The sequence below is a fragment of the Streptomyces pseudovenezuelae genome, assembly GCF_029892565.1.
Lineage (GTDB): Bacteria > Actinomycetota > Actinomycetes > Streptomycetales > Streptomycetaceae > Streptomyces > Streptomyces pseudovenezuelae_A.
Map to the genome: position 1 here is coordinate 60,672 of NZ_JARXVH010000011.1, position 16,948 is coordinate 77,619.

The following is a 16,948-nucleotide window of genomic DNA, read 5'->3' on the forward strand; positions in this document are numbered from 1 at the left end:
GTCCGACCAGTCGGTACGTTCGGTTTCGCCCGGGTCGCAGCGTCGCGGCCCGGGCTTCCGCGGACGACGGAGGTCCCCATGGCGGAGCGCGAACCCACGGTGCACGGCGACTGCGACGAGCGGTTCGCGGCGGTGCGGACGGCCTTCGAGGAGAACTTCCGCGACCGGGACGAACTCGGTGCCGCCGTCACGGTCACCGTCGACGGCGAGGTCGTGGTGGACCTGTGGGGCGGGTGGGCCGACGGGGCGCGCACGCGGCCCTGGGAGCGGGACACCCTGGTCAACGTGTGGTCGACGTCGAAGGGGCCGGTCGCGCTGTGCGCGCACATCCTCGCCGACCGGGGGCTGCTCGACTTCGACGCGCCGGTGGCCGCGTACTGGCCCGAGTTCGCCGCGGCGGGCAAGGAGAAGGTGCTCGTGCGGCATCTACTGTCCCACCGGGCGGGGCTGGCCGGACTGCGCGAGCCGCACTCCCTGGAACAGCTCTACGACTGGGAGTTGACCACCCGGCGACTCGCGGCGACGGAGCCCTGGTGGGAGCCGGGCACGCGGTCCGGGTACCACGCGCTGACGTACGGCTTCCTGGTCGGTGAGGTGGTGCGCCGGGTCTCGGGGCTGCTGCCGGGGGCGTTCCTGGAGCGGGAGGTGGCCGGTCCGCTCGGCGTCGACTTCACGATCGGACTGCCCGAGAAGGAGGCCGGGCGGGCCGCCGAGCTGATGCATCCGCCGGCCGCGTCGAGCAGCGAACAGGCCGCGATCTTCAGCCAGTTGACACCCGTGGCGATCGCGGCGCTGACCAACCCCGTGGCGGGCGCGACCGAGGCCAACACGGCCGAGTGGCGGGCCGCCGAGATCCCGGCCGCCAACGGACACGGTACGGCGCGGGCCGTCGCCGCGCTCTACGGCGTCTTCGCGGGCCGCGGCTCCTACGGCGGCCACCGGGTGCTGTCCGCCGAAGCGGCCGAGAAGGCCCGGGAGGGGCAGGGCAGTTGCCGCGATCTGGTACTCGGCGCCGGGTTCGAGCATGAGACGGAGGTCGCGCTCGGGCTGTGGCTGAGCGGGCCGAACGGCTCCTACGGGCCCAACCCGCGCGCTTTCGGACACGACGGCTTCGGCGGTTCTTGCGGCCTCGCCGACCCGGACGCGGGGGTGTCCCTGGGCTACGTGATGAACCGCATGGGGCCTCATATCGCGGACGACCCACGGAAGATGGCACTGGTGGACGCCCTGTACAGCACCCTCTGAACGGTGATCCGCGCGGGCTTGTTTCGGCCGAACCGGCCGACCACCCTTCCCTGCTGGTTTAGACCAATGCTAGACCTTGTGGCGCAATGAGCCCGCACGGCTACGGAACGTCACCAACAGGAGGCGCGGCATGGCCCGCACCGATCACCCGGTCTCCGAGACACAGCCGCTGTACTGGCGCGTCGCGACGGAGCTGCTCTGCGAGCTGCGCAACGGTCCACCCGGCGGGCGGCTGCCCAGCGAACGGCGGTTGGCCGGGCGCTTCGGCGTCAGCAGAGAGACCGTGCGGCAGGCCCTTGAGGTGCTGCGCCGGGACGGACTGGTCGCCACCGACCGGCGCGGCAGCCACACCACGCTGCCGGGGCTGCCGGTCGAGACGCCGGCCGCACTGACCTTCCCGGTCGGCGCCCGGGCCGCGGAGCCTGGCGCCGACCGGACCACGGTCACCTGGGAGACTCCCCCGCCCGCACACGCCGAGGCGTTGGGGCTCGCCCCGCACCGGCCGACCCTGGTCCACCGTTACGAGTCCGCGGACGCGGACGGTCGCGGCCGGCGTACGGCGGTGACGTCGTTCTCCGCCGTCGCGCTGTCCGAGGTCGAGGAGCTGGGCCGCTACCGCGACCGCGCCGACGGTGCCGCGTCGGCCCAACTCCGGCGTACCTACGACTGGATGCGCAAGGCGGGCCTGACCCTGCATCACCGGGACTCCATCACCCGGCTCGCGGACACGCCCTCGGTGCGGGTGACCCGGCGCGTGCACGACCAGTACGCCCGGCCACTGGAGATCACCGATCTGCTGGTGGACGCTCAACAGGACGCCCTGGTCTACGAGTTCACCCTTCCCGCAGCGGGCTGACCGGGTGCCGGTGGCGGAAGTACAGCCGTACGACGGAGCCCGCGGGGTCGAGGTCGTCGGCGACCAGGTCGCTCAACTGCCGTACCAGCCACATCCCGTGGCCGCTCGCGGCATGCGGACGCGGCGGCAGATGACCGGGGAGACGGGGGCGGGGTGCGGAGGCGTGCGAACCGTCGTCGCGGATCTCGCAGATCACGTAGTCGGGGTCGCTGTGCAGCCGCACGACGCCCTGTCCGCCACCGTGCCGAACGGAGTTGACGACCGTCTCGTGCACCGCGGCCACCAAGTCGTGCGTCCGCTGCTCGGGCAGGCCGAGGCCGCGGGCGTACGCGGTGAGGGCGCGGCGGACCGCGGCCGAGCGGCCCCGGGCGAAGCGGATGTCCTGCGGTCCGGCGGACAGCGCGGCCGGGCGGTGCTCGTCGCACTCCGCGCAGAAGTCCGCCGGGTCCGCGTACAAGGTGCCGCTCTCGCCGGCGAGTTCGGGGTGGGTGCGGGCCGCGCCGCGCACCACGGCGTCCGGGAGGGTCCGGGTGTCGTACGGGCACAGGATCCGGTGGCCGGTGCCGGCGAAGACGACGTTGAGGAGGGACTCGTAGCGCAGCCACTCATGGGTCTCGAAGTCGCTGCGGCCGGTCCAGACGGGCTCGCCGATCACGCGGGCGTGCCGGTCGGGGCCGAGCCGGTCGCAGTAGGCGTGGTAGCGGCCGAGGGTGCGCGAGGGGTAGTCGTACCAGTCGCGTACGTCGACGAACTCGACCTCCCCGGACCGGTCGCCGAGGGCTCCGGCCAGCAGGGAGATGTTGTGGGCGCTCACCACCGCGAGGACGGTGTCGCCGTCGTCGAGTCCGGCGCGGGCGTGCTCTGCGGTGCCGGCGAGGAACTCGTCGTCCGAGCCATAGCGCAGGGCCTGGTGGACGAGGCCGGTGCGGGTCATGGCGGCTCTCCTGATGGCTCGAAGCGCAGACCGGGCACCCGGTCCCAGCCGGCCACCCGCATCACCCGCTGCACGTGCGCGGCGACGCCGGTCAGCACGAGGGTGCCGCCGGACGCGTACAGGCCCAGCGCCGTGAAGACCAGCAGGCGCAGGGCGCCCACGTCGATGAAGTGCAGTTCGCGCAGGTCGAGGCGGATGTGGGCGCCGCCCGCCGTGCGGGCTCGGGCGCGGGCCGTCTCGGTGTGCAGGGCGCGGGCGACGGCGGTCACGTTGCTCTCGTCGACCTCTCCGGCGAGGGCGAGACCCGGGGGTGCGAAGGTGCGGGTGATGGCGAGGAGTTCGTCGCGCCACACGGCGTCGGCGCCGACCCGGCCGTGGTGCAGTCCGGCGATCGGCACCAGCTCGGCCTCGTCGAAGACCCGGCGGTCGTACTGGCAGATGCCGAGCACCGGCAGTGAGGCGAACACGGGGTCGAGCAGCAACTCGCTGTCGTGCAGGGTCTTCAGGCCCTTCCCGGCCTGGGCGCGCAGCACCTCGGTGCACACGCGCAGGCCCAGGAAGCCGTCGCCGACCGCGCGGCGCGCCTCGCGGCGGATCGCCTCGTCCAGGTCCCACAGCCCTTCGGGGACGGCCAGTTGCGGGTCGACGCACAGCCGGCCGGTGGCGATCTCCTCGTCCACCCGGCAGCCGTGCGCCTCCAGGAAGGACAGGGCGACGCCCGCGGGGATGTCGGCGGGTGGCAGGACGAGCCCTCGCTGGCCGCTGGCCAGGCCGTCGAGGAGGAAGGCGGCGAGTACGGTGTCGCGCTCCTCGTCCGTGTCGTAGCCCAGGAGCAGATGGTCTCCCTGGCGCATCTGCCCCACGGTTCTCAGGGCCGGTACGACGGTCATCCCCACACCTCCCTCGGTGGGCGGACCGCTTCCACGCTACGCCGGGATCAGGCCTTCCGTGAGGGGTTAGGGTGTCGGCGTTCGGCTGGGTGAGGGGGGACCATGGCGGCCTCGGTGCAGGGCGGCAGGACCGGCAACCTTCCCGCCGAGGCGAACACCTTCATCGGCCGTCGGGGTGAACTCGCCGAGATCTCGGGGCTGTTGGGCATCACGCGACTGGTGACACTGACGGGACCCGGTGGGGTGGGCAAGTCCCGGCTGGCGCTGCGGGCCGCCCATGCGGCGCGGGCGGGGTTCCCGGGCGGGGTGTGGCTGGTGGAGCTGTCCGAGCTGCGGGACCCGGACCTGCTGACCAACGCCGTGGCCCAGGCCACCCGACTGACCGAACAGACGCTGCGCCCGCTCCTCGAAGCGGTCGGCGAGCATCTCACGGGCGCGCCGCTGCTGCTCGTCCTCGACACCTGCGAGCACGTGCTGGACGAGTGCGCGCGGGTCGTGCACGAACTCCTCGCGGGCGTCCCGGAGTTGCGGGTGCTGGCCACCAGTCGGCAGCCGCTGGGCCTGCCCGGCGAACAGTTGCTGACGGTGGCGCCGCTGCCGCTCGGTGAGCGGGACGACGCGGTGGCGCTGTTCGCGGCACGGGCGGCGGCCGCCGTGCCGTCGTTCGCGCTCACCGAGGCCAACCGGGCCGGTGTGGCCGCGGTCTGTGCCCGTCTGGACGGGATACCGCTGGCCCTGGAGCTGGCCGCGGTACGGCTGCGCGGCTTTCCGCTCGACCGTCTGCTGGAGGGCCTCGACTCCCGCTTCGACCTGCTCGTCTCCCCCGCCCGACCACGACTGGCCCGGCACCAGACGCTGCGCACCGCGATCGGCTGGAGCCATGAGCTGTGCACGCCGTTGGAGCGGCTGCTGTGGGCGCGGCTGTCGGTGTTCGCGGGCGGCTGGGACGTCGAGGCGGCCGAATTCGTGTGCCACGGCGGCCCGTTGGACGCCGAGGAGATCCTCGCCCTGCTCGCCTCGCTCACCGAGAAGTCCATCGTCACGCGGGACGGCGAGGCGGTGGGCACGCGCTACCGGATGCTGGACACGGTCCGCTCGTTCGGCGCCGAGTGGCTGGCCGGCCTTGGCGAAGAGGGGCCGGTCAGGCGCCGGCACCGGGACTATTTCCGGTGGATCGCCCGGCAGGGCGAGGCGGAGTGGCTCGGGCCCGGACAGCGCATGTGGGCCGAGCGGCTGACCTCGGAGCACGCCAACCTGCGGCTCGCGGTGGAGGAGTGCCTGACCTCGCCGGATCCCGAGGCGGCGCTCGAACTCGCCGGTTCCCTCTGGTACTTCTGGTTCGCCTGCGGTTTCACCGAGGAGGGCCGCGGCTACTTGGAACGGGCACTGGACCGCGCCCCCGAGGCCGGCGGGCCCGACCACACCCTCGCGGTCTGGGCGCACCGGCTGGTCACCGTCGTACCGGACGACCTGGAGGCCGCCGAGTCGGTCAGCGCCGCCTATGTATGGCTCGCCGAAGAGCGTCAACTGCTGGTGCCCGCCCTGCCGTTGACGGGGGCGAGTCTGGCCGTGCGGGGCGAGTCGGCGCGGTCGGCGGTGCTGTACGGAACGGTCGGCCAGGCGCCCGCGGGGGACGGCGGCGCCGAGTTCTTCCAGCTGCTGACGCTCGCCCTGCAGGCGTATCTGCTGGCCGGCCAGGCCGCGTTCGAGCGGTGCGCGACGGTCGCCGAACGGCTGCGCGCCGACTGCGCCAAGCGCGGCGAGCTGTGGATGCGGGCGTGGGGCGACTTCTTCGTCGCGCTGGCCGGGATCGGCCTCGGCCACGCGGACGAGGCGCTGCTGTCGGCGCGCGCGGCCCTGATCGCCAAGTGGCGCGTCCACGACCGGATCGGCGCCGCCGCGGTCGCCGACCTGCTGGTCGCCGCGCAGGCCACGCGGGGTGAGGAGGAGTTGGCGGCACGCCTGCTCGGCGTCAGCCGCCGCCTGTGGCTCACGGCGGGTCTGCCCCAGCTCGGCCGACCCGACCAAACGGTCTTCCACCGCGAGTACGAGCGCCGACTGCGCGCCGCGCTCGGCAACGCCCGCTTCGGTGAAGCGGTGCGCGAGGGAGGGGAGTTGGACCCGGAGGCGGCGATCGCGCTGGCGCTGGGCGGGGTGCCGACCGACCTGGACCTCTGACCGGAGCCGTGCGTGGCTTTCTGCCTGGATCTCCGGCGAGCGGACCGCCCTACGACAGCTTCCGCGCCGCGACCATCCGCACCCGGGGGCTGCCGTCGCTTCGCTCGCCGAACTCCGGGAGGGCGTGCAGCTCCACGGCGAATCCGGCGCGCTCCAACTCCCGCCGCACCTCGCCCAGCCGGAAGGCCCGGTAGTACATGACGAACGGCGGGCGCCAGACGGCGTTGCGCACCCGCATCACCCCGTCGAACCCGAGCAGCATCCAGAACACCGGGGACGTCGGCCGGGGCGGGGCCAGCACGGGGAACGCGAAGGTACCACCCGGCCGCAGCACGGAGTGGACCTGCGCGAACAGGCCCGGCAACTCGGCCGGCAGGAAGTGCCCGAACGCCCCGAAGCTCACCACCACACCGAAGGAGCCGGGACGGAAGGGCAGCGCACGGGCATCCGCGCGCACCCAGTTCACCTCCGGGGCCCCGATACCGCGCAGATCCCGCCGCGCCACATCCAGCATCCCGCCACTGAAGTCGACCCCGGTGATGCCCTGCCGGCACACCGACGCCAGCACCTCCATCCCCGCTCCCGTGCCGCAGCACAGGTCGAGTCCGGTGTCGTAGGGGCCCGTCCGCTTCAGTGCCGCCGCCACCGCGTCCAGCACGGAGTCCGGTGTCCGGAACGGCGTGTGGTCGAACTTCGGGGCGAGCAGGTCGTACCCGCTTTCGACAGAGGACAGCGCCTGGACGGCGAGCTCACGGAGGCTGGGTCCCTCGGGGCTGAACATGCGGATCAGCCTAGGTGAACGGGCCGCACCGGTGGACACCGCGACGACGGCTCACTACTCTCATCCATACTTACTCAACAAATTGACTATGAGGTGATCCGATGCGCGCGTTCCGCGAGGCGGTCGAGGCGGGCGACCTGGACGCCGTCGAGGCGCTGCTGGCCGAGGACGTGGTCTTCACCAGCCCGGTGGTCTTCAAGCCGTACCCGGGCAAGGCCATCACCACCGCGATCCTGCGCGCGGTCAGCCGGGTCTTCGAGGACTTCCGCTACGAGAGTGAGCTGGCCGGGGCCGACGGCCGCGACCACGCTTTGGTTTTCGCGGCCCGGGTCGGTGACCGGGAGCTGAGCGGCTGCGACTTCATCCACGTCGACGAGGACGGACTGATCGACGAACTCACCGTCATGGTGCGGCCGTTGTCCGGCGCGCAGGCCCTCGCCGCGGCCATGGGCGCGCAGTTCGAGCAGATCGCCAAGGAGGCGGAGGCACGGTCCGTCTGAACGGCCACGCCTGCGCCCGCCCCGCACCCCGCGAAACGCTCCTACGCCCCGCACTCCGCGAGCCGCTTCTCCAGAAACCTCCGCTCGGCCTCGTTCTCCACCAGCTCCAGCGCCTGCCGGTACGCCTCGGCCGCCTCCGCCGGGCGCCCACCACGGCGCAACAGATCGGCACGCGTGGCCGGCAGCAGGTGGTAGTCGGTCAGTTCACCTTCCCGTTCCAGCTCCGCGACCAGGGCGAGGCCCGCCTCCGGGCCCTCGGCCGTTCCGACGGCCACCGCGCGGTTGAGGCGGACCACGGCGGAGGGCACGAGACGGGCCAACTCGCCGTAGAGCGCGGCGATATCGGCCCAGTCCGTCTCCTCGGCCGTACCGGCAGTGGTGTGGCACGCTGCGATGGCGGCCTGGATCTGGTACGGCCCCGGGCTGCCCCGCCGCAGTGCCGACTCCACCAGGGCGGCGCCCTCGTCGATCTCGGCGCGGTCCCAGGCACCGCGGTCCTGGTCCTCCAGGGTCACCAGCTCGCCCGCGTCGTCCACGCGCGCGTGCCGCCGGGCATCGTGCAGCAACAGGAGTGCGAGCAGTCCGAGCACCTCGGGCTCGTCCGGCATGAGCCGGGCCAGGACCCGGGCGAGCCGGATGGCCTCGGCGCACAGGCTCCGCCGGACCAGGTCCGCGCCGGACGTGGCCGCGTAACCCTCGTTGAAGAGCAGGTAGAGCACACCCAGAACGCCCGCCGTGCGCTCGGGCAGCAGGTGCGCGGGCGGTACGCGGTAGGGGATGCCGGCGTTGCGGATCTTCCGTTTGGCCCGCACCAGGCGCTGCGCCATGGTCGCCTCCGGCACGAGAAAGGCGCGGGCGATCTCGGGGGTGGTCAAGCCGGCGAGTGTGCGCAGGGTCAGGGCGACCCGCGCCTCGATGGGCAGGGCGGGGTGGCAGCAGGTGAAGATCAGCCGCAGCCGGTCGTCCCGGACGCCGCTCGCGTCCTCGTCGTCGTACGCCGATCCGCCCCTGTCGTCGTACGGTTCGTCGCCGGCCAGCACGGCCACCTCCCGCAGTTTGGCCACCCCGACCGCCTCCCGGCGCAGTACGTCGAGAGCGCGGTTGCGGGCGGTCGTGGTCAGCCAGGCGCCGGGGCGGCGCGGCACACCGTCGCGCCGCCACCGGTCGAGGGCCTGGGCGAAGGCGTCCTGCGCGCACTCCTCGGCGAGGTCCCAGTCGCCGGTCACCCGGATCAGGGTGGCGACGACCTGGCCCCACTCGGCACGGAAGGCGACGGCGACGGCTTCCTCGATGCCGGACGCCTTCACGTCAGGCTCCCCCACGTCGGGCACCTCCACCTCGGGCACCTCCTCGTCAGGCACCGTCGGTCACCCCCGCACCGGCCGCACCTCGACCGGCCCGCCCCCGCCGGCGGCGGAGTGCTTCGCGGCGAGCGCGATGGCCTCGTCGAGGTCGGCCGCCTCGACCAGGTCGACGCCCGCGACGTACTCCTCGGTGCGGGCGAACGGTCCGTCGTCCAGGAGGACTTCGTCACCCCGGACGCGCACGGTGGTGGCGTCCGAGGGCGGGTGCAGGAGGGCGGTGACCGCCGTGCGGACGGGCTCCTCGTCGTCCGCCGGTGCGCACACGAACAGCACGTACTTCACGGTCGCGTCCCGGCCTGGAGCGACACGTGCTCGTGGGTGATCAGCCAGCGCAGGCCGGCGTCGCGGTACCCGGTGGTGACGCGGAGGACGTCGTCCAGGGGCTCGCCGTCCGTGCGGGTGGCCCGGATCCGCACGAGAGCGTGCGCGAAGGCGATGCTCTCGTCCACGTGCACGCGCAGGTCCAGCACCTCGCGGGTCACCGGGCCGGTGACGCTCGCGAAGACGTCCTCCACGGCCTTGCGGAAGGCGTCGAGGCCATGCTGTTCACGGCCGTCGACGAGGTGGAAGACCGTGGCGTCCGGTGCGTAGCAGGCCAGCATCCGCTCGATGTCACGCTCGCCGGCCGCGTCGGTCAGCTCGGCGTCGAGGCGGCGGATCAGCGTCTCGGCGTCCTCCTCGCCCTCCATCGGCCAGAACGGACGTACCTCCATGGCCCCGATCGTCGCCACGGGATGCCGGGCGGCGGCCCGGACCGCCTCCTCCAGGCTGTCGCACTCCAGCACGTCGAATCCGGCGACGTACTCCTTCGTCTCCGCGAACGGCCCGTCGGTGCGCAGCACTTCGCCACCTCGGACACGTACGGTGACGGCTTCGGAGGGCTGCGCGAGGCGGTGGCCGTGCAGTCGTACGCGGCTGTCGCCGAGCTCCTCCACCCAGGGTTCGACGGGTGCCATGCCCGAGGCGTCGGCGGTGTCGTCTCCGCAGACGAGCAGCATGTACTTCATGGGGTTCCTCCCGGTCGTCCTGTGCTTCCTACACCCCGCCGACGAACGGGAGCGGCACGAATCGACACCGCTCCGGAAGAAAAATTCGCGGGACCACCTACGCGGTGCTCACGTCCCGGCCCCGACCTCCCGCACCAGCTCGATCGCCCGCCCCAGCGTGCCAAGCCGGGCGTCCAGGCTCTCCCCCGCCGGATACAGCCGTACGGTGTCGACCCCCGCGTCCCGCCACACCCGCAGCCGGCGTCGCACCATCGCCTCGGTGCCGATCAGGGTGGTGCCCAGGACCATGTCGTCGGTGACGAGGGCCGCCGCGCCGTCCCGGTCGCCGGCCTGCCAGCGCTCGCGCACCTCGGCGGCCACCTCGGCCCAACCCTGGCGGCTGTAGGCGCGGTTGTAGAAGTTGGTGGACGCCGAGCCCATACCGCCCAGGCTGAACGCGAGTTCCTTCTTGCGGCCGGCGACCATCGCGCCGAGGGCGTCCTCGTCGGCGGCGAAGGCGACCTCGGCACCCTGGCAGACGTCGAGGTCGGCCCGCCCGCGCCCGCTCCGGGCGAGCCCCTCGTCGAGCGGGGCGAAGTAGGCCTCGGCGGCGCCCTCGGGCACGAAGCTGGTGCCGAGCCAGCCGTCGGCGACCTCGCCGGTCAGCCGCAGCATGGCCGGTGACAGGGCGGCGAGGTAGACGGGGACGGTGTGCTCGGCCCGCGTCGACAGACGCATCGGGACGGCGTCGCCGTCGGGCAACGGGATACGGAACTCCGTGCCGACGTAGGAGAGTTTGCCGCCGTCGAGGACGCGGCGCACGATCTCCACGGTCTCTCGCATCCGGGCCAGCGGCCGGGCGAACGGAACGCCGTGCAGGCCCTCCATCACCTGGGGGCCGGATGCCCCGAGGCCCAGCAGGAAGCGTCCGCCGGAGAGGTTGGAGAGCGTGATCGCGGTCTGCGCGACGGCCACCGGGGTGCGGGTGCCGATCTGGATGACGCCGGAGCCCAGCAGCATCCGGTCGGTGCGGGCGGCGTAGTAGCCGAGGGCTGAGGGCGCGTCGGAACCCCAGGCCTCGGCCACCCAGCAGACGTCGAGTCCGAGTTTCTCGGCCTCCACGACGAAGTCGGTCTGTTCCGACCAGAGTTGGCCGCCGGAGGCCTCGACGGTGGTCGCCGTACGCATCAGCCGGTCTCCGCCAGCTGCTTGATCCGCTCCAGGGTGACCGTCATGTTCCGCTCGAACTCCCGCAGCCGCACGAACACGATCTTCTCCTCCTTCTCCGGCATCCGGTCGATGGCCTCGGACAGCCCGGAGCGACCGGGGCCCAACTGCATCCACTCCGACAACTCGGTGCCGCCGTCGCCCGCGTGGAGGCGGAAGCGCCAGACGGCGGACGGGTCCGCGGGGTCCTCCACCGCCCAGCCGAAGACGTGACCCGCTTCGTACTCGACGACGTACGAGATGGTGGACCAATTCCCCAACGCCTCATGCCTGTTGCGGCCGACGAACCGGGCGCCGAGCGCTGGACCGGTGGCGCCGTCGAGCCATTCCACCGACTGGAGTTCGTCGCTCATGCCCGGCATCAGTCCGACGTCCGACACCAGTGCCCACACCCGGTCGGGCGGGGCGTCGATCCACGTCCGCACCTCGACGGTGGGCCTGTCGGTGTAGCGCACACCTGTCCACTTCACGCCGGTCGGCCTCCTCGTCGTCGAGGGATGTTTACCGCATGTCGTCACGATAGCCAGTCGTCAACTTCACTTCTTTCCTTAAGTGTTGACGCACCCCATCGGACCTGCCAAGGTCTGGACCAGTTCGCATCAGTGGTGCCCCCTGGACTTACCCCCAACCCCCCACTCACCACCAAGGAGCGACATCCGTGATGCTCTCCCCTGCCTTTGGGCTGCTCCGCCCCAGACGTGTCGTACTAAACCGTCTCACCGTCGTCGCCGCTCTCGTCGCCCTGCTGACTGCCGCGATGACAACGTTGTTCACCGTCGTACCGGCCCATGCGGCGGACGGACGGATCACCGGCCTGGCCGGCAAGTGCGTCGACGTCGCGGGCGCGAGCAGCGCCAACGGGACCGCCGTACAGCTCTACGACTGCAACGGCACCGCCGCCCAGACCTGGTCCAACTCCGGCGACGGCACCCTGCGTGCGCTCGGCAAGTGTCTGGACGTGACCGGCGCCGCCACCGCGGACGGCACCACGGTCCAGCTCTACGACTGCAACGGCTCCGCCGCTCAGAAGTGGGCCGTCAGTTCGGCCAACGACATCGTCAATCCGCAGGCCAACAAGTGCCTGGACGTGACCGGCAACAACTCCGCCAACGGCACCCGGCTGCAGATCTGGACCTGCTCGGGCGCCGCGAACCAGAAGTGGAGTGCCCCCGCGAGCGGCGGTGGCGGCGGCAACCCCTCGGGCTTCGTGGTGAGTGAGGCACAGTTCAACCAGATCTTCCCGGGCCGGAATTCGTTCTACAGCTACAGCGGCCTGACCGCCGCGCTCTCCGCCTACCCGGGCTTCGCGAACACCGGCTCCGACACCGTCAAGAAGCAGGAAGCCGCAGCCTTCCTGGCCAACGTCAGCCACGAGACCGGCGGGTTGGTGTACGTGGTCGAGCAGAACACCGCCAACTACCCCACGTACTGCGACTGGAGCCAGTCGTATGGCTGCCCCGCCGGACAGGCCGCCTACTACGGGCGCGGCCCCATCCAGCTCTCCTGGAACTTCAACTACAAGGCCGCCGGCGACGCTCTCGGCATCGACCTGCTGAACAACCCCTGGCTGGTGCAGAACGACTCGGCCGTGGCCTGGAAGACCGGTCTGTGGTACTGGAACACGCAGTCCGGACCCGGCTCGATGACCCCCCACAACGCCATGGTCAACGGCGCCGGCTTCGGCCAGACCATCCGCTCCATCAACGGCTCCCTCGAATGCGACGGCCGCAACCCCGCCCAGGTCCAAAGCCGCGTCGACGCCTACAACCGCATCACGTCCATCCTCGGCGTCACCCCCGGCGCCAACCTCTACTGCTGACGTTCCACGCGCGACAAGGAAGCCCGATGAACAAGTTGAGATCCCTCACCCAGGTTCTTCTCGGCACCCTCGGAGCGATGACGCTCGTCGTGGCGGTCCCGGCGAGTGCCCACGCCAGTGTCCTGACCCAGCTGCCCCAGAACGCCGACGGCCTGGAGCAGACCTACTCCCCGGCCTACGACTACGACGGTGACGGCTGCTACGCCACCGCCGCCATAGGCGCCGACGGCACCCTCAACCCCGGCCTTAAGCTCGGCGGGGACGTCAACGGGCACTGCCACGACTACGCCCAACTCGCCAGCGCAAACACCTACTCGCGCGAGAAGTGCAACAACGACTGGTGCGCGGTCATGTACGCCAGTTACTTCGAGAAGGACCAGGCCACCCTCGGTCCGGCCGCGATAGGGCACACGCACGACTGGGAACACGTCATCGTGTGGATCAACAACAACCAGGTCCAGTACGTGTCGGCGTCGCAGCACAGCAGCTACGCGACGGCCGCCGCCTCGTCGATCCGGTTCGACGGCACGCACCCCAAGATCGTGTATCACAAGGACGGTGTCTCGACGCACTGCTTCCGCTTCGCCAACAGCAACGACGAGCCGGCGGAGAACGCCACGGGCAACTGGTTCTACCCGCGCCTGGTCGGCTGGAACGGTTACCCGGCCGGTTTCCGCGACAAGCTCATGAGCGCCGACTTCGGTTCGGCCACCCTCAAGATCGACGACGGCGACTTCCAGTACAACCTCAACTACGCGAAGCCGTCCGGGATCCCCTTCGACCCGTACGCGTGAGCCGGATGTGACGAAGGGGCCGGGGTCCCAGACCCCGGCCCCTTCGTGATCCGGCCGATCCGGTGTTCCTGCCGCCGTTCGGCGGCCCCGCACGGTTTGATGGTCATCATGACCACCGACGAGCACGCCCGGCTCATGCTGGCCAATCAGGCGAACTGGGACGCCCGCACCCCCGTCCATCTCGCCAGCCACTTCTACGGCCTCGACCAGGACCTCGATCTGGCGCGCTGGTTCGGCGACTTCGAGTGGGCGGACCTCGGCGAGCTGGCCGGACAGGACGTGCTCCATCTCCAGTGCCACCTCGGCACGGAGACGATCGCCTTCGCCCAGCGCGGCGCACGGGCGACCGGGCTCGACTTCTCGGCCGCGTCGGTGGCGGCAGCCCGTGACATCGCGGCGAAGGCCGGACTGGACGTCGAATACGTCCGGTCGAACGTGTACGACGCCGTGGAGGCCCTGGGCGGGCGGCAGTTCGACGTCGTGTACACCGGCAAGGGAGCGCTGTGCTATCTGCCGGACCTCGCGCGCTGGGCGGGTGTGATGACCCAACTCCTGCGCCCCGGTGGGAAGTTGTACATCTGCGAGTTCCACCCGCTGCTCAACTCGCTGGGTCCGAAGCCGGGTCCGGACGAGGGCCCAGAGCTGCTGCTGCGCCACGACTACCTCGCCGGCGCCGGCGCCGTGCACTGCGACGGCACGCACACGTACACCGACGGCCCGGCCGTCGAGGGCGCCACCGACAGTTACGAGTGGATGCACGGAATAAGCGAGGTCATCAACACGTTGATCGGAGCAGGACTGAAAATCCAGCGCCTGACGGAGAGCGACGAGCTGCCGTGGCCGCGCTGGCCACAGATGGTCCGCACCGCTTCCGGCTGGTGGCGCTTGCCGGAGCCCAGGATTCCTCTCCTGTACGGCCTCCTCGCCACCCACTGAAGGCTCACACCCCCCGAGAACCCTGTGGTACGGTCCTCGCAGCACTTGTGTACGCCCCCTTCTGGGCGCCGGTGCCAGTTCAGTTCGCCGCATCGCCCGCCGTTTCCAGGCCGGCGCACCGGCTCTCCAGCACCACTTCGTGACCGGCACCGCTGTGCCGTACCCGAGGTGCTGTTTCTCTCGCCGCCGAAGGCGCACGTCCGCCTTCCCTCTCGCGGCATCCCCTTCCTTCGCATGCCACATGCCGACCGTCCTCGAAAGGACACACCATCATGACCACCACACTCGAACACCCCTCAGTCAAGCAAGAACCCACGACCCAGGTCGCCGTCGGTGTCCTCGACATCGACACGAACGGGAAGGGGCATCTGCGCGCCGAGAGCCTGCAGCCCTCCCCGTCCGACCCCACGGTCTCCCCCGCCCTGATCCGCCGTCACGGCCTGCGCAAGGGCGACCTCGTCGAAGGCGTACGCGACAACCGACGCGCCCTGACCGAGGTCGTGCGGATCGACGGACGCACACCCGCCGAACTGCGCGGTCGCCGCAGCTTCCGTGACCTCACCCCGCTGCACCCGCAGGAGCGGCTCCGTCTCGAACACCCGGCGGCCGGTCTGACCGGACGGGTCGCCGACCTGATCGCACCCGTCGGCAAGGGCCAGCGCGGGCTGATCGTGGCCCCGCCGAAGACCGGCAAGACCGTGCTGCTCCAGCAGATCGCGGCCGCCGTCGCCGGCAACCACCCCGAGGCCCGGCTGATGGTGGTGCTGCTCGACGAGCGCCCCGAGGAGGTCACCGACATGCGGCGCTCCGTGCGCGGCGAGGTGTACGCCTCGACCTTCGACCGGCCCGCCAAGCAGCACATCGCGCTCGCCGAGCTGGTGATCGAGCGGGCGAAGCGCCTGGTCGAGGCCGGTGAGGACGTCGTCATCCTGCTCGACTCCCTGACCCGGCTGTGCCGGGCGCACAACAACGCGGCCGCCTCCGGTGGCCGTACCCTCAGCGGCGGTGTCGACGCGACCGCGCTGCTCGGCCCCAAGCGGTTCTTCGGTGCCGCCCGACTGGCCGAGGAAGGCGGTTCGCTCACGATCCTCGCCACAGCGCTGGTGGAGACCGGCTCCCGCGCCGACGACTACTTCTTCGAGGAGCTCAAGAGCACCGGCAACATGGAGCTCCGACTGAGCCGCGACCTCGCCTCCCGGCGCGTCTTCCCGGCCGTCGACATCAACCCGTCCGGCACCCGCCGCGAGGAACTCCTCCTGACCCCGGCCGAGTTGACCACCGTGCACGGACTGCGGCGCGCGCTGCAGACCCGCGACGGCCAGGGCAGCATGGAAACCCTGCTGGAGCGGATGCGGGACACCCCGGACAACGCGACCTTCCTGCGCCGCATCCAGCCGACACTGCCCGCCGGCTGACCCGGGGGAAGCAGCGCACCTCACGGCCGACCCGACCCGCACGACAGCCCCTGTGCGGCATCCGGGTTGCACGCGGGTGCCGATCGGCCCGGGCAGCACGGTCGGCGGAGGGTCCGTTCCTACGGTGGCCGGTATGACTATCGGATTCTCTTCCCGGGCCGGGGTCACGACCTGCGCGTTCTGTGTGGCGGGCGTCCTGGCGTTCGCGCCCCTCGCGTCAGCCGTCGGCACGGAACCCACGCCACCCGGCGCCCCCGGGGCGGCGGCCGTACAGCCCTCCCTGCTCTACCGATCCGGCACCCAGGCCAGGCCCCATCGCGGAGCCCCCGGCGTCCCGGACCTCTCCGCGCTCTCCTGGCTCGTCGCCGACGCCCGCACCGGCGAGGTGCTCGCCGCGCACGACGCGCATCGCCGGCTGCCGCCCGCCAGCACCCTCAAGACCCTCTTCGCCCTCACCGTGCTGCCTGCCCTGCCCGGCGGCATCCGGCACAAGGTCAAGGAGAAGGAGCTGGCGGGCATCGGCGCGGGCAGCAGCCTGGTCGGCGTCGCCGAGGGCCGCACGTACCGGATCGCCGACCTGTGGCGGGGGGTCTTCCTCAATTCCGGCAACGACGCCGTGCACGTCCTCGCCTCGCTCAACGGCGGCTGGCGTACGACGGCCGCGCGGATGCAGGCCAAGGCCCGCGCGCTCGGCGCCCGCGACACCCACGTCCGTTCGCCCGACGGCTACGACACCCCGGGCCAGGTGTCATCGGCGTACGACCTGGCCGTCTTCGGGCGGGCGGGGCTGCGCAACGCGGACTTCGCGCGATACTGCGGCACGGCCGAGGCGCGATTCCCGGGCGGGGGCGGATGGTCGTACGGGATCCAGAACACCAATCGGCTGCTGACCGGCGCGGACGGCGTGGAAGCGTATCCGGGGCTGATCGGTGTCAAGAACGGCTACACCAGCAACGCGGGGAACACGCTTGTCGCGGCGGCCCGGCACGGTGGGCGCACGCTGGTCGCCACGGTGATGAACCC

16 protein-coding genes and 1 pseudogene are annotated in these 16,948 nt (G+C 71.6%); 9 read left to right on the plus strand and 8 right to left on the minus strand.

What is annotated here, in order from left to right:
* The first annotated feature begins 78 nt into the window (after positions 1 to 78).
* Both M2283_RS31305 and M2283_RS31310 read left to right on the plus strand, forming a co-directional pair.
* Positions 79 to 1,245, plus strand: coding sequence for a serine hydrolase domain-containing protein (locus M2283_RS31305; protein WP_280879809.1), 1,167 nt, complete (start codon positions 79 to 81; stop codon positions 1,243 to 1,245).
* 130 nt (positions 1,246 to 1,375) lie between these two features.
* Positions 1,376 to 2,101 carry a GntR family transcriptional regulator gene (locus M2283_RS31310; protein WP_280879810.1) on the plus strand — a complete coding sequence of 242 codons (726 nt, stop codon included), beginning with the start codon at positions 1,376 to 1,378 and terminating at the stop codon, positions 2,099 to 2,101.
* Here M2283_RS31310 and M2283_RS31315 read toward each other — a convergent pair.
* Positions 2,079 to 3,035, minus strand: a complete 957-nt coding sequence (locus M2283_RS31315; protein WP_280879811.1) for a sensor histidine kinase — start codon at positions 3,033 to 3,035, stop codon at positions 2,079 to 2,081. The genes M2283_RS31310 and M2283_RS31315 overlap by 23 nt on opposite strands.
* Positions 3,032 to 3,925, minus strand: a complete 894-nt coding sequence (locus M2283_RS31320; RefSeq protein WP_280879812.1) for an MEDS domain-containing protein — start codon at positions 3,923 to 3,925, stop codon at positions 3,032 to 3,034. Before M2283_RS31320 ends, M2283_RS31315 begins: the two co-directional genes overlap by 4 nt.
* A gap of 102 nt (positions 3,926 to 4,027) precedes the next feature.
* Between M2283_RS31320 and M2283_RS31325 the strand changes: the two genes are divergently transcribed.
* Positions 4,028 to 6,103: an ATP-binding protein gene (locus M2283_RS31325; protein ID WP_280879813.1), complete on the plus strand. Its 2,076-nt coding sequence runs from the start codon at positions 4,028 to 4,030 to the stop codon at positions 6,101 to 6,103.
* A gap of 49 nt (positions 6,104 to 6,152) precedes the next feature.
* Here M2283_RS31325 and M2283_RS31330 read toward each other — a convergent pair whose 3' ends face one another.
* A complete protein-coding gene (locus tag M2283_RS31330) occupies positions 6,153 to 6,884 on the minus strand; it encodes a class I SAM-dependent methyltransferase (RefSeq protein ID WP_280879814.1) in 732 nt (243 codons plus the stop codon).
* Between the two features lie 101 nt (positions 6,885 to 6,985).
* Between M2283_RS31330 and M2283_RS31335 the strand changes: the two genes are divergently transcribed.
* Positions 6,986 to 7,384 carry a nuclear transport factor 2 family protein gene (locus M2283_RS31335; protein ID WP_280879815.1) on the plus strand — a complete coding sequence of 133 codons (399 nt, stop codon included), beginning with the start codon at positions 6,986 to 6,988 and terminating at the stop codon, positions 7,382 to 7,384.
* A 41-nt stretch (positions 7,385 to 7,425) separates the two neighbouring features.
* Here the strand turns inward: M2283_RS31335 and M2283_RS31340 are convergent, their stop codons facing one another.
* From M2283_RS31340 to M2283_RS31360, 5 genes are all read right to left on the minus strand, one after another.
* The gene (locus M2283_RS31340; protein ID WP_280880052.1) at positions 7,426 to 8,691 is read right to left on the minus strand and encodes an RNA polymerase sigma factor; all 1,266 of its coding nucleotides are present in this window, start codon (positions 8,689 to 8,691) and stop codon (positions 7,426 to 7,428) included.
* Between the two features lie 60 nt (positions 8,692 to 8,751).
* Positions 8,752 to 9,030 carry a YciI family protein gene (locus tag M2283_RS31345; RefSeq protein ID WP_280879816.1) on the minus strand — a complete coding sequence of 93 codons (279 nt, stop codon included), beginning with the start codon at positions 9,028 to 9,030 and terminating at the stop codon, positions 8,752 to 8,754.
* Positions 9,027 to 9,755, minus strand: coding sequence for an SgcJ/EcaC family oxidoreductase (locus M2283_RS31350; protein WP_280879817.1), 729 nt, complete (start codon positions 9,753 to 9,755; stop codon positions 9,027 to 9,029). Before M2283_RS31350 ends, M2283_RS31345 begins: the two co-directional genes overlap by 4 nt.
* 108 nt (positions 9,756 to 9,863) lie before the next feature.
* On the minus strand, positions 9,864 to 10,922 hold the full coding sequence (locus tag M2283_RS31355; RefSeq protein ID WP_280879818.1) for an LLM class flavin-dependent oxidoreductase: 1,059 nt from the start codon (positions 10,920 to 10,922) through the stop codon (positions 9,864 to 9,866).
* A complete protein-coding gene (locus tag M2283_RS31360; RefSeq protein ID WP_280879819.1) occupies positions 10,922 to 11,431 on the minus strand; it encodes an SRPBCC family protein in 510 nt (169 codons plus the stop codon). The genes M2283_RS31355 and M2283_RS31360 overlap by 1 nt, the downstream gene beginning before the upstream one ends.
* Before the next feature lie 191 nt (positions 11,432 to 11,622).
* Here M2283_RS31360 and M2283_RS31365 point away from each other — a divergent pair, with 191 nt between their 5' ends.
* The 5 genes and pseudogenes from M2283_RS31365 to M2283_RS31385 all read left to right on the plus strand — a co-directional run.
* Positions 11,623 to 12,780, plus strand: coding sequence for a glycoside hydrolase family 19 protein (locus M2283_RS31365; protein WP_280880053.1), 1,158 nt, complete (start codon positions 11,623 to 11,625; stop codon positions 12,778 to 12,780).
* A 26-nt stretch (positions 12,781 to 12,806) separates the two neighbouring features.
* Positions 12,807 to 13,574 (plus strand): NPP1 family protein, encoded by a 768-nt coding sequence (locus M2283_RS31370; protein ID WP_280879820.1) that lies wholly within the window; start codon positions 12,807 to 12,809, stop codon positions 13,572 to 13,574.
* A 108-nt stretch (positions 13,575 to 13,682) separates the two neighbouring features.
* Positions 13,683 to 14,510 carry a class I SAM-dependent methyltransferase gene (locus tag M2283_RS31375; protein ID WP_280879821.1) on the plus strand — a complete coding sequence of 276 codons (828 nt, stop codon included), beginning with the start codon at positions 13,683 to 13,685 and terminating at the stop codon, positions 14,508 to 14,510.
* Between the two features lie 272 nt (positions 14,511 to 14,782).
* On the plus strand, positions 14,783 to 15,925 hold the full coding sequence (gene rho / locus M2283_RS31380; RefSeq protein WP_280879822.1) for a transcription termination factor Rho: 1,143 nt from the start codon (positions 14,783 to 14,785) through the stop codon (positions 15,923 to 15,925).
* Positions 15,926 to 16,058: 133 nt separating this feature from the next.
* Positions 16,059 to 16,889: pseudogene (locus tag M2283_RS31385) on the plus strand (D-alanyl-D-alanine carboxypeptidase family protein); the annotation flags it as partial.
* Between the last annotated feature and the right edge of the window lie 59 nt (positions 16,890 to 16,948).

Excerpts from the sequence above, each read along its gene's own strand:
- M2283_RS31355 (WP_280879818.1), bottom strand. The coding sequence starts at position 10,922 with ATGCGTACGGCGACCACCGTCGAGGCCTCCGGCGGCCAACTCTGGTCG.
- M2283_RS31370 (WP_280879820.1), top strand. The coding sequence starts at position 12,807 with ATGAACAAGTTGAGATCCCTCACCCAGGTTCTTCTCGGCACCCTCGGA.
- M2283_RS31325 (WP_280879813.1), top strand. The coding sequence starts at position 4,028 with ATGGCGGCCTCGGTGCAGGGCGGCAGGACCGGCAACCTTCCCGCCGAG.
- M2283_RS31350 (WP_280879817.1), bottom strand. The coding sequence starts at position 9,755 with ATGAAGTACATGCTGCTCGTCTGCGGAGACGACACCGCCGACGCCTCG.
- M2283_RS31305 (WP_280879809.1), top strand. The coding sequence starts at position 79 with ATGGCGGAGCGCGAACCCACGGTGCACGGCGACTGCGACGAGCGGTTC.
- M2283_RS31310 (WP_280879810.1), top strand. The coding sequence starts at position 1,376 with ATGGCCCGCACCGATCACCCGGTCTCCGAGACACAGCCGCTGTACTGG.
- M2283_RS31320 (WP_280879812.1), bottom strand. The coding sequence starts at position 3,925 with ATGACCGTCGTACCGGCCCTGAGAACCGTGGGGCAGATGCGCCAGGGA.
- rho (WP_280879822.1), top strand. The coding sequence starts at position 14,783 with ATGACCACCACACTCGAACACCCCTCAGTCAAGCAAGAACCCACGACC.
- M2283_RS31330 (WP_280879814.1), bottom strand. The coding sequence starts at position 6,884 with ATGTTCAGCCCCGAGGGACCCAGCCTCCGTGAGCTCGCCGTCCAGGCG.
- M2283_RS31315 (WP_280879811.1), bottom strand. The coding sequence starts at position 3,035 with ATGACCCGCACCGGCCTCGTCCACCAGGCCCTGCGCTATGGCTCGGAC.
- M2283_RS31365 (WP_280880053.1), top strand. The coding sequence starts at position 11,623 with ATGCTCTCCCCTGCCTTTGGGCTGCTCCGCCCCAGACGTGTCGTACTA.
- M2283_RS31375 (WP_280879821.1), top strand. The coding sequence starts at position 13,683 with ATGACCACCGACGAGCACGCCCGGCTCATGCTGGCCAATCAGGCGAAC.
- M2283_RS31335 (WP_280879815.1), top strand. The coding sequence starts at position 6,986 with ATGCGCGCGTTCCGCGAGGCGGTCGAGGCGGGCGACCTGGACGCCGTC.